We start from the raw sequence: 14368 nt of genomic DNA, 5'->3' as shown, positions 1-14368 counted from the left end.
CCATGGCAGGGTTTGCGCTTCGTGATTTATACATGAAATCACCGATTCGATTACAACAATGGATGACGACATTGTATGGAATGAAACTATGGCAAGAACGGTATGGACGCACATATGAGCGTGAGTTAGTCGTTTTAGCCAATCGTCCCAAAGATGGGGCAGTCGTTGCAGCCGATCAATTGAAGCGACTCAATGCGTTTCTCGAATTTTGTGCGACGCACAATGCATATTATCAAAAACTGTTTGAAGAAAACGAGATTGTTCTTCCCCTTCAATCGATGGAAGAGTTGAAGCGCATCCCGATCCTCGAAAAAGAAACAGTTAGGAAAAATCCGGACATCCATTCTAACATCAAAACAGATATTCTTGGTCGAACCGGTGGAACGACAGGGACGTCCTTGCAAGTCCATTTCACGAAAGAAGACTATCAAAGACGTATGGCCCACGTTGACTTTTTCAAAGCGCAACACGGGTTTACCAGAGGAATGAAACGAGCGAGTTTCACAGGACGGAAAATTTGTAATCCGAATCAAGAAAAACCTGTATTTTGGCGCTACAATCGACCGCTCAATCAGATGCTGTTCTCGCTCTATCATGTCAATCCTCAGACTATCCCTCATTACATCGACGCATTAAATCGATTCAAACCAATTGTATTAGACAGTGCACCGTCTGCCATGATTGAAATCGCAAAATACATCAAAGAGAATCAGATTCCACTTGAATTTCAATTAATGGCTATTTTTCCGACAGCCGAAACGATTACGCCTCAAGGAAGAGCCATCTTAGAAGAGGCGTTTAATGCCCCGGTCTTTGATCAGTACGCGTCTTCTGAGGGGGCACCGATTTTAACGGAATGTACCCATGGGAATATGCATCTCCACCACGAAACAGGCGTGATCGAGTCGTATGGGGATCACGAAGAAATTTTAGTGACGAGTTTTACGACCCATGGGACACCGCTCGTCCGTTACCGGATTGGCGATCGGATGAAAATTGGAGAGGGGACATGTGCTTGTGGACAGGGAGGAACGTTCGTCACTTCCATTGAGGGACGCGAAAGCAATTATGTACTCACTCCAAACAAACAAAAAATCTATGAAGGGGATTTGACGACCGTTGTCCGAGTATTACCCAACTCGGTTATCCAAACGCAGTATCGGCAACATGATTTGTATCATATCGAACTAAAATACGTCCCGGATCTGGAACGCTTCAAGCCAGAACATGAAGAGATTATGAGGAGCGAGTTGGAACTACTGTTCGGTAAAGAGGTCATGATTACGTTGACCCCCGTGCAATCAATTCCTCGGGGACCGAATGGAAAAGTCATTGTGATTGATAAAACCGCATAATTCCGAATCTCAGGAGGCAGATGGACATGGATAAACTCATCTCAGAATCACGTACAACACGAAAAACCATTGCCAATCGTCACGTAGCTGTAGTCGGATTAGGATATGTCGGACTCCCTGTCGCTGTTGCGCTAGGTGGCGTAGGAGACGTCATCGGAGTAGACATCAATGAAACGCGTATCAATGAGCTTACCCTTCATCTCGACAGCACGCGAGAAGTTGAATCAGTAGACCTTGAGCAAGCAGCGGTCTTATATACGACGGATGTCGCCAAACTTGAAGAGGCGGATTTCATTATCGTGGCTGTGCCGACACCCATCAATGATCAAAATCAACCAGATCTAGGACCGATTTGTAGCGCGACTCGTGCTGTTGGAGCGCATTTGCGACCGGGCACGATTGTCGTATACGAATCTACGGTCTATCCGGGACTGACAGAGGAAGAGTGTATCCCATTACTTGAAAAAACATCGGGTCTCCGGGCCGGGATTGATTTTAAAGTCGGCTACTCTCCAGAACGAATTAATCCAGGCGACCGTGAGCATACATTCCGCACAATCAAAAAAGTCGTAGCTGCCGAGGATGAAGAAACACTCGATGTGGTAGCGGCTGTTTATGAGACGGTAGTCGATGCCGGCGTTCATCGTGCTTCCTCGATTAAAGTGGCTGAGGCGGCCAAAGTGATCGAGAATACACAGCGAGATTTGAACATCGCGTTGATGAATGAATTGGCCATCATCTTCGATCGCATGAACATCGATACGCTCGAGGTGTTAGAGGCTGCCGGGACGAAATGGAACTTCCTAAACTTCCGACCAGGTCTAGTCGGTGGACATTGTATCGGCGTCGACCCATTCTATTTGACGATGAAGTCTGAAATGCTCGGTTATCATCCGGAAGTGATTTTAGCAGGTCGTCGAATCAACGAGACGATGGGACGTTTCGTCGCCACATCATTGATAAAAACGATGATTAGTCAAAACATGGCCATTCTCGGATCGCGCGTAACGGTCCTCGGGATGTCCTTCAAAGAGAACGTCAGTGATATCCGAAATTCGAAAGTGGCTTCCTTGATTCGAGAGGTCGAGGAGTTCGGCTTAGAAGTGCAAGTGTGTGACCCGCTCGTCGATCCGGAAGAGGTACGACGAGAGTATGGAATCGATGTCAAATCATACTGTGACTTAAAACCAGCGGATGTCGTCATCTATGCCGTGTCTCACGATGAATTCGTTCAAGAGGGTTGGACGATTGCGAAACGCCAGCTGAAGTTAGGTCGTGGCATCGTCATTGACTTGAAAGGCATGCTCGATCGCGCGATGAAGCCGGAGGAGGTGCACTTATGGCGCCTTTAAAGATTCTCCAGTTCTGCGCTGTCGATATGACAGCGGATGTGTTGCTACGTCCTCTCATTGAGTCGCTGAAGGCGGAAGGACACGAAGTCGACGTCGCGTGTGCTTACGGTGATCGGACGGATCGTCTTCGGGACGAAGGATGGGTCATTCATACGTTGCCAATCGATCGAAAGTTTAGCCCGAAGCGTAATCTACAGACCATTCAAGAGTTGGTGAGGTTATTGCGCCGCGAAAAATATGATGCCATTCACGTCCACACCCCGGTGGCCGCAGCGTTAGGAAGAGTTGCGGCCCGCATTGCCAGGACACCACATATTCTCTATACCGCACATGGATTTTACTTCCACGAACGAATGGGTCGAATCGCATACGAACTCGTCTTCTGGTTAGAGAAATCACTCGCGGCATTAGCGACCGATTGGTTGTTGCTCCAAAGCGAGGAAGATTACTCACTCGCTAAAACAAGACATTTCAAAGAGGACGAACGATTGATGCATCTCGGAAACGGGATTGATTTAAATCGATTTTATCCGACAGAGAAACACATTTCCCCAGAACATTTAAAGTTCTTGTTTGTCGGAAGGCTCGTTCAAGAAAAAGGAATCCTAGATTTACTTCAGGCGTTCGATGAACTGACGAAACGCTATCCGAACGCGACGTTGACGATTGCTGGAGAGTTGATGACGAGTGAACGTGATCAAGAGACGGCGAAACAAGTCGAGGCGCATTTAGCCCAAAATCCACAGATTCATTACGCCGGATTCGTTCGGGATACCCCCTCTTTATTTGCAGCACACGACGTCTTTTTACTTCCCTCTTATCGTGAAGGATTGCCACGCTCTATTCTTGAAGCCATGGCGTCCGGATTACCTGTCATCGCTACCGATATCCGTGGCTGTCGAGAAGAAGTCACGGATGGGGAAACCGGCTTTCTCGTTCCGGTCGGTCGACCTGAGGCACTGACCTTGGCGATGCGCTGGTTCATTGAACATCCTGAACAGTGTTATTCATTCGGGCAACGTGGTCGCGAAGTGGTCGAAGAAAAATTTGACGAAACGAAAATTTTAAGTCGTCAACTTCACCTGTTCGCACAAATTAGTAGCCGTGAAGTGGGATGAACCGATACGTCAATCACGTAAGGGGGAGGCGACATGGGAAAGCAACAACTGATTGATCACTTACAAGAGGCTTCTTCGGACGGTCGCCTCACCATCTACATGTATCAGAAATGGCAAAAGATTCACGGCGGGGCAACCGTGGTGGAATTATTGGAAATGTACGGATCATGGTCGAATGTACTGCGTTTGGCTGGGTTGGAACAGCAAACGCCACGGTTCACAAAAAAAGAAATGATTCAAATGCTTCGTGAAGCGGCGAAAGAGCATGATTCATTCAATAGTGCCGATTATCGAAAGTGGGCCATGACCAATGATGCACCGACGTTGACAGAGGTCGTCATTCAGTTCGGATCGTGGAAAGTGGCACTGATTGAGGCGAATTTGAAGAGTATCATCTCGTTCGATCAAAAATGTGAAATCATCCAATCGTTACTTGATGCCAATGAAGAGCTTCATCCATTAACGTCGACCGCTTATGCCAAATGGGCCAAGCAGAACCAACGTCCGAGTATCACGAAAGTGGTGAGGCGTTTCGGGTCTTGGTCCCAAGCATTAGACGAGATTGGCATCTCAACGCGAGAGCTGTTCACGGAGAAGCAAATGATGGACGCGCTACACGAGGCAGATGAACATTTGACCGCTCTCTCACCATGGGGTTATGAAGTGTGGCAAAAAGAAAAGGGCAATCGTCCGACATTAAAAGACATTCAACAAATGTTTGGTTCATTTGATGTGGCGGTCCGAGAGATGCGTCAAACCGCAAACCAAAGTGGAGGGAGATGAGAAAATGCGAGTTGTACTCTGCACGGGCGACCACTGGAGTTCAACACTTGTCTATCAAGCGATACGGGATTTAGGCGTCACACATGTGATCATGGAAGATGGTCCGACACCGACTCATGTCAACACGTGGAAAGAACTTCTGACACAATCGTACATTTCCTTCCTGACTCCCATAATGCGGCGGTTCAGTCGAGAACGAATCGCGGAGTTGCAGTCGCGGTATGCTTTCTGTGACGATTCGATTCCGGAACAGCGTATGACGCGTGTCGTTTCCTTACAAGATAAAAAAGCGGAACATACGATTCGACACCTGCAACCGGACGTCATCATCATGTACGAAGTTGCGGAAATGAACGAACGATTGTTACAAGAAATGAACTGTCCCATCTTAACCATCACCCCATCGATGGCAGTGGGACAACGAGAAGCATATTGGGGATTCCATAACCACACATCGAGAAAAGAAGTTCGACTTTGCCAGTGGACGAAGAAAGGATGGACCCCACTAACGAGTGAAGTAATCTATACAGGTGGAACGGACAACTTCTCGACCTTCCCTTATATTTATTTGGCGACGAGTCTCCCGATGTTACAAAAACATCTTCAAATAGGACCGCAAGAAGACACCGAGCGACGAAAAAAAGTCCAAGCCTGAGGCTTGGACTTAACTGTTAGCGATACAATAGTATTGGATGGCCTCGTTATAATACGCAGCGAGCCCCGGCTCGAAGCGATCATAAAATGCGGTGAATCGTTCATCCGTCACATACATCTGTCCGAGTCCACTGAACATATCGAGTGAACAGTCGTAAAAGTGTGTGTCGATGAACAGATGATTGTCTTTCACAATCGATTGAACTCGGTCGTCATCGATTGCGATTTGTGAACGAAATAAATCAACGAGTGGCGCAATCAAATCGAGTTGCATTTGATTGATGCGTTCCCAGTCCGCTTTCGATCGCTTCTGCGCACGTTCTTGTGCTGTCTTGTAAGCTGAAGTCTCTCCCCAACGTTCCTGCACTTCCTCTTGATGTTTCGCCTCGTGAGCTTGAATCTCCTCATAAGATAATCCATCAAATAATGACTTGTCATCCATTGGAATCCCTCCTTTGAGTGAGGTGAGGGTCGCTTCTGCCGTCTCGGCAAGCTGAGCGAAATAGGCTGCTTTCTGTCGCAACGCCTCGATATGTCCACTCAACACATCAATCCGGTTGAACGTCGTTGAATCAAGCAATTCTCCGATTTGATCGAGAGGAACATCGAGCGTGCGATAGAGTAAGATGAGTTGCAACCGTTCCGCATCGCGCGAAGAATAACGCCGATAGCCGTTGGCGTCACGGTTCGCAATGAGAAGACCGATTGCGTCATAATGTCGAAGCGTTCGCGTTGTCGTTCCAGCGAGTGACGCAAGTTGTTGAATCGAATACATCCCTTCACCTCCTTAGTCAAAGCGTAAAGGTTGACGTCACGTCAAGGTCAAGCCTTTTTTTCAAACAGTGAGAATCCATTTCGTTCGCCGATATAGTGGAAACCGAACCGAGGATAGTAGTTATTTAAGAAGGCGTTATCGGCAACACAGTCCAATCGAATGGTCGAAGACGTGTTTGCTAAGGCATGCTGCATCAAACGTTCCCCGATGCGTTCACCTTTTGCACTCGAGTCCGTGACGAGTCGATGCAAGTAGACGGCACCGTCCGGGTCGTCCCATAGATTATGGTCCCAGTCAGTCGGAGGAATCAGGCTGACGGCACCGACGATTTGCTGATCTCGTTCGTAGACAAACACCGTCCCGTTTGTCAAATCGTGACGGACATAGTCGGAACGACTCGGCTCTAAATATTTGACCCATTGCGACTTTCCGGCTACTTGGAACTCTTTTGCTTTCTTTAAAATCAATTGATCGACTGCTGAAAAATCCTCCATTGTGGCAAATCGAAACATGATGAAGCACCTCGCTTTCATTTCTTTTCAAAATCGTGTAGGGTACACGTTGAGTATGCTGATGAAACATCTTTGTATCATCGAATGTTTTTTGGTAAGATAAATTTATTGCATCGTGCAAACGATTGCGCTAATGATATAAAGTTCACAGCACGAATAAGATAAGTATAAATGATGAGCAGTGAGTTTTGGGATAAGGAGTATCTAGATCACATGCAACTTTTACAACGAGAACAACAAACACAAACGCTTAAACGCAACTGGTGGAAAGAAGCCGTCGCCTATCAAATTTATCCGCGTAGCTTTTATGACGCGAACGGGGACGGAATTGGAGACATTCAAGGAATCATTGATAAGCTCGACTATTTGAAAGACCTCGGTATTGATGTTATCTGGATTTGCCCGATGTATAAATCGCCAAACGATGATAACGGTTATGACATTAGTGACTATCAAGATATCATGGACGAGTTCGGTACGATGGAAGACTTCGACCGCTTATTGGACGAAGTGCATCAGCGCGGTATGAAGCTGTTGCTCGACCTCGTCGTCAACCATACGTCGGATGAGCACCCTTGGTTCATTGAATCGAAGAGCTCAAAAGACAATCCGAAGCGCGACTGGTATATCTGGCGCGACGGAAAACCGGACGGGTCGAAGCCGAATAACTGGGAATCGATCTTTGGTGGCTCGGCTTGGGAATTCGATGAAACGACGGAGCAATACTACTTGCATGTCTTCTCGAAGAAACAGCCGGACCTCAATTGGGAAAATCCTGAGATGCGTACAGCGGTATACGATATGATCAACTGGTGGCTCGAAAAAGGGATCGACGGATTCCGTGTCGATGCAATCAGCCATATTCGCAAGAATCCGACGTTCGCCGACTTGCCAAACCCGAACGACCTCGACTTTGTACCGTCGTTCGAGATGCACATGAACGTGGACGGAATTCACGACTATTTAGAAGAGCTTCGTGACGAGACGTTCAATAAACATGACATCATGACGGTCGGTGAAGCGAACGGCGTCTCACCTGACGATGCCCATCTATGGGTCGGTGAAAAGGAAGGGAAGATGAACATGGTCTTCCAATTCGAACACATGGACCTTTGGAGTGAAGATGCCGATTCGAAACTCGATGTCGTTCACTTGAAGAACGTGTTGACGAAATGGCAAAAAGGACTTGAGGCCGATGGATGGAACGCCCTTTACGTCGAAAACCATGACCAGACGCGTACGGTCTCGAAATGGGGAGACGATGAGCGTTACTGGAAAGAAAGCGCGAAGTCGATTGCGATGATGTACTTCCTCATGCAAGGGACGCCGTTTATCTATCAAGGTCAAGAAATCGGGATGACGAACGTCAAATTCGATTCGATCGATCAATATGATGACATCGCGACACGCAACCGCTACTATATTGGTGTCGAGCAAGGGAAGAGTCATGACGAGATGATGCGCATCACGTGGAACTCGTCACGCGACAACACGCGGACACCGATGCAGTGGAGTGATGCCCCGAACGCCGGATTCACGTTCGCAGAGCAGCCATGGGTCGGCATCAACCCGAACTATACGGATATCAACGTCGAATCACAGCTTGAAGATGAGGACTCAATCTTTAACTTCTATAAAGAGATGATTCAACTTCGTAAAGATAATGAGACGTTTGTTTACGGGGCGTATGATGTCGTCTTGCCGGAACACCCGGAAGTCTATGCGTATACGCGTACGCTCGGTGACACGCAGTACCTCGTCGTCACGAACTTGACGGCGAAAGAGACGATGTTTGATATGGATCAGACACTTCGTGCGCAAGATGTCGTCTTGAGCAACATGCCGGTTGAAGGCGATGCGGAATCATCGCTCCTTCACTTGAAACCGTTCGAAGGTCGCGTGTATAAAATTAGCTAATCTTTCATGTTTGAAGACCGTAGGCGAGAAGTCGACTACGGTCTTTTTAATATGAATAAAGGGGATGCACGGGGATGATGAGAATGCTTTAGAAAAGATTCAATAAGGAGGGAAACAAATGAAACTACTATTGACGTCCGCTGGCGTTAAAAACGAGAGCATCAAGCAGGCACTTTTGGAATTATTGGGCAAGCCGATTGAAGAGTGTAATGCACTCTGTATCCCAACAGCCATTTATGCGTTGAACGGGGGAACGAAACACGCATGGAACTTTTTCAACGGAGATTTCTCGACGCCGATGTGTGAGTTGGGCTGGAAGTCGGTTGGGGTGCTTGAACTGAGCGCACTCCCGAGTATCGATGAGTCGGTGTGGAGACCGGCGTTTGATAAGGCAGACGTATTATTGGTGAATGGGGGCGATCCGCTCTTTCTCTACCATTGGATGAAACAGTCCGGGGTAGCCTCGCTGCTCCCGTCCTGGAAAGGCGTCTACGTCGGATTGAGTGCAGGTAGCATGGTGATGACACCACGAATTGGAGAAGCGTTTGTCGGATGGCGCGCATCCGACGAGCAGAGTGATGATACATTAGGGTTTGTCGACTTCTCGATTTTTCCTCATCTCGACCACGAAATGTTACCGGAGAACACGTCACGAGATGCTGCAGAATGGGCGGAGACATTACAGTCGCCGGCCTATGCGATTGACGACGAGACCGCGATTCGTGTAAACGAAGGGAAGATCGATGTGATTTCGGAAGGAAAGTGGAAGAAGTTTTTCTGACTGTATAAAAGTAATAGGGAGGAGACAGGAGAGATTGAATCCATTTACGTATCATCGAAAAACAAATCGAATCATCGTACGACCGTTAGAGAAACGAGATTATGACACATGGTTAAGCGGCTTTACAAATCGTCTCGTTTCACAACATGTATATGACCCAGGGAAATTAGATATGAGCGACTGTACGTCCGTTTGGTTCGGTCAGCTAGTCGACACACACCAATCACTCGCACATGAAGACCGTGCGCATGTCTTTGGGATTTTCCGGCTTGAAGATGGGATACATCTCGGCATGGTGGATTTCTCGACATTGGCGCGAGATGGATTTCATTGGGGTCGGGTCGGGTATACCATCCATAACCAACATTGGCAAAACGGATATGGCACAGAGGCGGTCGATTTAGCGATGCGCATCGCCTTTGACGACTTAAATTTTCAACGGGTCGAGGCACACATCAATCTCGACAATGAGGCATCCGTTCGTCTCGCAGAGCGCGTCGGCATGTCGTATGAATGCACGAGAGAGGGATTTATTTTTGAGAATGATGAGTGGGTAGACCATCTCGTCTATGTGAAAACGAAGCACCGTCGATAGAACGACTCCTACCACATATGGTACGATGAGTTGACGGAAAGGGGGATGAGCATGGCGATTGAACCACTTCGCGTGCGTGTCCAGCAAACAACACGGATGAGTGACATTCCGGAGCCGATCGAACTATCGGCTGACGGCGTATACTATCCATTGAAGACTGGCTTTATTTTAATGTTTGACCAACAACAAGAGGACGGAACTGTCCCGACGACAATCAAGTACACGCCGGAACGATTGGCGCTCATCTGCAAAGGACCGATCGAGATGAACCATTCCTTCATCGAAGGTCGCTTCACGCAAAGCTTATATAAGAATGCCTATATGTCGATGACGATGGCGACGACGACATCGCGACTCGATGTGTCTGAAGAGTCATGTACGTTCGTATATGAATTATCCATGAATGAAGAAAACGTGGGTATATACGAAGTACATGTCACATGGACATTTGAAGGAGGAGAGAGCGTATGAACTTCACAGAACGCGTAAATAAGATTGAAGAGATGTTGAACGAAGACTGGTTCGAGATGCTCGAAACGAATGAAGAAGAGTATGAAGAGTGGCGCGGTCGCCTTGAAGACCATGCTGAACAAGTCATCATGCATTATGACCAAGAAAACGGAGTCGATATCGATTCAATCGATAAATTGCTTCAACTGAACGATGAGTTCCCGCTCCTTTACGGGGAAGACACCGTTCGCCTGTACATCGCACTTATTGAGGCGCGGTCAGAAGACAAAGCGGTCTACGATCGGTACGTCGATTATTTGGCAGCCATCAGTGATGCATCGCATGAACAGTTTTTACATTTCCATACGCTCGTCGAAGCAGGTCGGTTGGAAGAAGCGAGACAACTCGCGCCACATATGCCACAACGGCTCGGACTCGAAGAGTAAGCATGTCAAAAGTGTCATCTGAACAGGATGGCACTTTTTTTCATGCCTGAAAGGGGACACACTTCGACGAGAACGTCCATTTTATTTCGAAGGTATCTTCTCTAAGATGAAGGAACAAGGAAATCAAACAGAGAACGCGAATGGAAATGGTTAAAGGGGGAAATGTGATGTTAAGACTAATCAAAACATCTGTCGAACAAAAAGAACAGATTCTCGCATTTTTACAAGAATGGTACGAACGTGATGAGCGAATCGTCCCGACTTCAGTGGACCGTGAAACGACCGACTTCGAGGCATATGTCAACACGTTACGTCAGAAAGAGTTACGTGAACATATAGAGAAAGGTTGGGTCCCGAGCACAACGTATTGGCTCACGGACGGGGAGGAGCTTCTTGGCGCGACGAACATTCGTCATGAGCTGAACGAATCGCTCTTGAAGATTGGCGGGCATGTCGGGTATGGGGTGAAACCGAGCGCACGCGGGCGTGGACTCGCCACAATCCAACTGCAACTTGCGCTTGAGAAAGTGAAAGAACTTGGAATCGAGCGGGCACTCATCACGTGTAACCGGACAAATATAGCTTCCCGTCAAGTCATTTTAAACAATGGTGGCATTGCGGACACACCGTATACGGAAGAAGATGGGACAGTCGTCGAGCGGTTTTGGATTGACTTGAAAGGGTGAGGACGAGATGGCGAACTGGATCATCATCTATTTGGCGCTGATTAACTTCTTCGGCATCTATTTGTTCCGGGAAGAGACCGTTCCTTCGAAAAAATGGTTCTCTTTCTCGAGCGGCATCGCCATCACGTACTTCTTCATGTATCTTTTGCCGTCCCTAAACAAACGCCAGGACACGCTTCGTGTCGATTGGTTGAATTTGGCGTTACCTTCAGAAATCTACATCGTCAGTCTCATCGGTTTCACGTTGTTTTACGGCACCATGCGGTTCGTTCGTACCCCTCACTTTCAAGATGAGGCGGTCGACCGGGCCGTTTCGTATTGGTTACAGGTGACACTCCTCACGGCCTATATGACCTTCTCGGCGTACGTGGTGACAGCCGACTCGGTGACGTTCGTTGCGAGAAGTTTCTATGCGACAGCGCTCGGTGTCCACTTTTTAGCGCTCGGGCATGACTTAAATCGTCATTATGGTGAACGTTACATGCGACAAGGACGCTATTTGTTGAGTGGTGGGATTTTACTTGGTGGGTTCTTTTCACGCTGGATTGACTTGGCGGCGCACGTCGAAGCGCTCTGTTTTGCCTTTGTGGCCGGGGCGATGATTCTCAATATCGTGAAGTTTGAACTGCCATCCGACCGAAATTTGCACTTCCGCACGTTCGTATTGGCCGTGTGCAGCTATGGGGGATTATTGCTCATATTGAAACATCTTCTAAACTTCTGATGAGAACTTCACAAAAATGAATGACTGTTCATTCATCATTTGATATACTGAATTCAAGATTGAATCCGTTTTCAAAAGGGGGAGTTTTGGGGATGTCTACATTTTTAATCGTCAACTGGATTCTATTCTTGCTCGTCCTCGGCTATGGTGTATATTTATTTGCTACGCTAGTTCATCAGCGTTATACGTTCATCAAGCTCGGGAAGAAGGCAGAATGGAGCCAAACGAACAAAGAACGACTCGAACAGGTCATGATCAACGTGTTCGGTCAAAAGAAATTGTTGAAAGATAAGAAGAGTGGCGCAATTCACGTCATGATGTTTTATGGCTTCATCCTCGTCCAATTCGGGGCGATTGATTTTATTTGGAAAGGACTAGCGGTGGGAACACGTTTCCCGCATATCCCGCTCGGTCCGCTTTATCCAATCTTTACGTTCATGCAAGAAATCGTCATGCTCATGATTCTCGTTGCGGTCGTTTGGGGATTCTACCGTCGTTACGTCGAGAAGCTCGTGCGCTTGAAACGAAACTTTTTAGCAGGTCTTGCCCTCATCTTCATCGGCGGGTTGATGGTTTCCGTATTGTTCGGGAACGGGTTTTACCTCGTCTATAAAGAAGAGCTTCCAATGTGGGGCGAACCGGTCGCGACGCTCATCGGCTCAGCGTTTGCTTGGGTACCGGGCTCTGTCGCTTTCGCTTTATTCGTCGTCTTTTGGTGGATGCACCTTTTATTCTTGCTCAGCTTCATGGTCTACATCCCACAAGGAAAACACGCACACTTGATTGCCGGAACGCTCAACGTATGGCTCGGTCGCACGCACAAAGTCGGTCGCTTGGCACCTGTTGATTTTTCAGCGATGGAAGAAGCGGAAGAGTCGGATGAAGAGATTGTCTTCGGGGTCAACAAGATTGAAGACTTCAACCAGAAGCAGCTCGTCGACTTGTATGCCTGTGTCGAGTGCGGGCGTTGTACGAATGTTTGTCCGGCAACAGGAACTGGGAAGATGTTGTCGCCGATGGACTTAATCGTCAAACTTCGTGACCATATGAATATGAAAGGCGCGGCGGTCACGAGAAAATCACCGTGGGCACCTGCACTCATGTTCCAAAACACGCAAGGTGCTGAAATCGCAGCAGCTGCGCAAGACGGCCATATGCTCGTCGCAGACGAGTTGATCGGCAACGTCATCACGGAAGAAGAAATTTGGGCTTGTACGACTTGCCGTAACTGTGAAGACCAGTGTCCGGTTATGAACGAACACGTCGATAAAATCATTGACCTTCGTCGTTACCTCGTCATGATGGAAGGGAAGATGGACCCTGAGGCACAGCGTACGGTCGCCAATATCGAGCGTCAAGGAAACCCGTGGGGAATGAATCGGAAAGAACGCGAGAACTGGCGTAAGGATACAGAGCTCGTCATCCCGACGGCGAAAGAGAAGAAAAAAGCAGGCGAGGAATTCGAGTATCTCTTCTGGGTCGGCGCGATGGGGTCTTACGATAGCCGTAGCCAAAAAGTCGCGCAGAGCTTTGCGAGCGTCTTGAACAAGGCAGGCGTCTCATTCGCCATTCTCGGAAATGAAGAGAAAAACTCAGGGGATACACCACGTCGAATCGGAAACGAGTTGCTGTTCCAAGAACTCGCCGAAGCGAACATTAAACTATTTGAGAAGTATGGGGTGACGAAAATCGTCACGGTCGACCCGCACGCGTACAATACGTTCAAAAATGAGTATCCGGACTTCGGTTTGACTGATGTGAAGGTGTATCATCATACGGAGTTGCTCGCGGAGTTACTTGACACAGGTCGGATTCAGCCAGACCTTCACGTGAACGAACGTGTCGTCTATCACGACTCTTGTTACCTTGGTCGTTATAACGGCATTTACGATGCACCACGATTCGTCCTAGAACGCATACCGGGTGTCGAACTCGTCGAAGCGACACGTAACCGTGAAAACGGTATGTGTTGTGGAGCCGGTGGTGGTCTCATGTGGCAGGAAGAAAAAGTCGGGACACGTGTCAACGTGGCTCGGACAGAACAGTTGCTTGAGACGAAACCGACTGTTATCGGTTCGGCATGTCCGTACTGTTTGACGATGTTATCTGATGGAACAAAAGCGAAGGAAGTCGATGAGACCGTCGGCACGTTCGATGTCGTCGAATTGCTCGATCGCTCGCTGAAGGCCATCGAGATACCAGAACCAGTTGTCCAATAAT

The 14368-nt window shown here is 48.0% G+C and carries 15 protein-coding genes; 13 read left to right on the top strand and 2 right to left on the bottom strand.

Annotated elements, in window-relative coordinates; all coding sequences use genetic code 11:
- Positions 1–2 precede the first annotated feature (2 nt).
- Genes ACFO4U_RS09305 through ACFO4U_RS09285 form a run of 5 tightly spaced genes read left to right on the top strand, consistent with a single transcriptional unit; the run spans position 3 to position 5263 of the window.
- Positions 3–1355 carry a phenylacetate--CoA ligase family protein gene (locus tag ACFO4U_RS09305; protein ID WP_215243619.1) on the top strand — a complete coding sequence of 451 codons (1353 nt, stop codon included), beginning with the start codon at positions 3–5 and terminating at the stop codon, positions 1353–1355.
- Between the two features lie 26 nt (positions 1356–1381).
- The gene (locus ACFO4U_RS09300; protein ID WP_196431291.1) at positions 1382–2707 is read left to right on the top strand and encodes a nucleotide sugar dehydrogenase; all 1326 of its coding nucleotides are present in this window, start codon (positions 1382–1384) and stop codon (positions 2705–2707) included.
- Entirely contained in the window at positions 2695–3825 is a 1131-nt protein-coding gene (locus tag ACFO4U_RS09295; protein WP_012727419.1) for a glycosyltransferase family 4 protein, read from the top strand. The genes ACFO4U_RS09300 and ACFO4U_RS09295 overlap by 13 nt, the downstream gene beginning before the upstream one ends.
- A 33-nt stretch (positions 3826–3858) precedes the next feature.
- Positions 3859–4608 (top strand): hypothetical protein, encoded by a 750-nt coding sequence (locus ACFO4U_RS09290; protein WP_078147699.1) that lies wholly within the window; start codon positions 3859–3861, stop codon positions 4606–4608.
- Positions 4609–4612: 4 nt separating this feature from the next.
- Positions 4613–5263 (top strand): hypothetical protein, encoded by a 651-nt coding sequence (locus ACFO4U_RS09285; protein ID WP_078147698.1) that lies wholly within the window; start codon positions 4613–4615, stop codon positions 5261–5263.
- Between the two features lie 9 nt (positions 5264–5272).
- Here the strand turns inward: ACFO4U_RS09285 and ACFO4U_RS09280 are convergent, their stop codons facing one another.
- Positions 5273–6037 carry a MerR family transcriptional regulator gene (locus ACFO4U_RS09280; protein WP_196431288.1) on the bottom strand — a complete coding sequence of 255 codons (765 nt, stop codon included), beginning with the start codon at positions 6035–6037 and terminating at the stop codon, positions 5273–5275.
- A 47-nt stretch (positions 6038–6084) separates the two neighbouring features.
- Positions 6085–6549 (bottom strand): GNAT family N-acetyltransferase, encoded by a 465-nt coding sequence (locus tag ACFO4U_RS09275; RefSeq protein ID WP_215243620.1) that lies wholly within the window; start codon positions 6547–6549, stop codon positions 6085–6087.
- A 213-nt stretch (positions 6550–6762) separates the two neighbouring features.
- On the opposite strand from ACFO4U_RS09275, the gene ACFO4U_RS09270 reads away from it, so the two are divergent.
- The 8 genes from ACFO4U_RS09270 to ACFO4U_RS09235 all read left to right on the top strand — a co-directional run bounded on the left by ACFO4U_RS09270 (position 6763) and on the right by ACFO4U_RS09235 (position 14367).
- On the top strand, positions 6763–8466 hold the full coding sequence (locus tag ACFO4U_RS09270; RefSeq protein ID WP_159563002.1) for a glycoside hydrolase family 13 protein: 1704 nt from the start codon (positions 6763–6765) through the stop codon (positions 8464–8466).
- Positions 8467–8584: 118 nt separating this feature from the next.
- Positions 8585–9247, top strand: a complete 663-nt coding sequence (locus tag ACFO4U_RS09265; RefSeq protein ID WP_159563001.1) for a Type 1 glutamine amidotransferase-like domain-containing protein — start codon at positions 8585–8587, stop codon at positions 9245–9247.
- Positions 9248–9281: 34 nt separating this feature from the next.
- Positions 9282–9842 (top strand): GNAT family N-acetyltransferase, encoded by a 561-nt coding sequence (locus ACFO4U_RS09260; protein ID WP_215243621.1) that lies wholly within the window; start codon positions 9282–9284, stop codon positions 9840–9842.
- 51 nt (positions 9843–9893) lie between these two features.
- Positions 9894–10313 (top strand): YwiB family protein, encoded by a 420-nt coding sequence (locus ACFO4U_RS09255; protein ID WP_159562999.1) that lies wholly within the window; start codon positions 9894–9896, stop codon positions 10311–10313.
- Complete coding sequence (locus ACFO4U_RS09250) at positions 10310–10738, top strand: hypothetical protein (protein ID WP_159562998.1); 429 nt, start codon at positions 10310–10312, stop codon at positions 10736–10738. The genes ACFO4U_RS09255 and ACFO4U_RS09250 overlap by 4 nt, the downstream gene beginning before the upstream one ends.
- 167 nt (positions 10739–10905) lie before the next feature.
- Positions 10906–11424, top strand: a complete 519-nt coding sequence (locus tag ACFO4U_RS09245; RefSeq protein WP_159562997.1) for a GNAT family N-acetyltransferase — start codon at positions 10906–10908, stop codon at positions 11422–11424.
- Between the two features lie 7 nt (positions 11425–11431).
- Positions 11432–12148, top strand: a complete 717-nt coding sequence (locus ACFO4U_RS09240; protein ID WP_078147689.1) for a hypothetical protein — start codon at positions 11432–11434, stop codon at positions 12146–12148.
- Positions 12149–12240: 92 nt separating this feature from the next.
- Positions 12241–14367: a (Fe-S)-binding protein gene (locus tag ACFO4U_RS09235; RefSeq protein WP_159562996.1), complete on the top strand. Its 2127-nt coding sequence runs from the start codon at positions 12241–12243 to the stop codon at positions 14365–14367.
- Position 14368 lies beyond the last annotated feature (1 nt).

It is taken from the genome of Exiguobacterium profundum, assembly GCF_042652865.1.
In the GTDB taxonomy this organism is placed as follows: Bacteria; Bacillota; Bacilli; order Exiguobacteriales; family Exiguobacteriaceae; genus Exiguobacterium; species Exiguobacterium profundum.
Note: the sequence above shows the minus strand (reverse complement) of the source record. Positions and strands in the feature narration are given on the sequence as shown.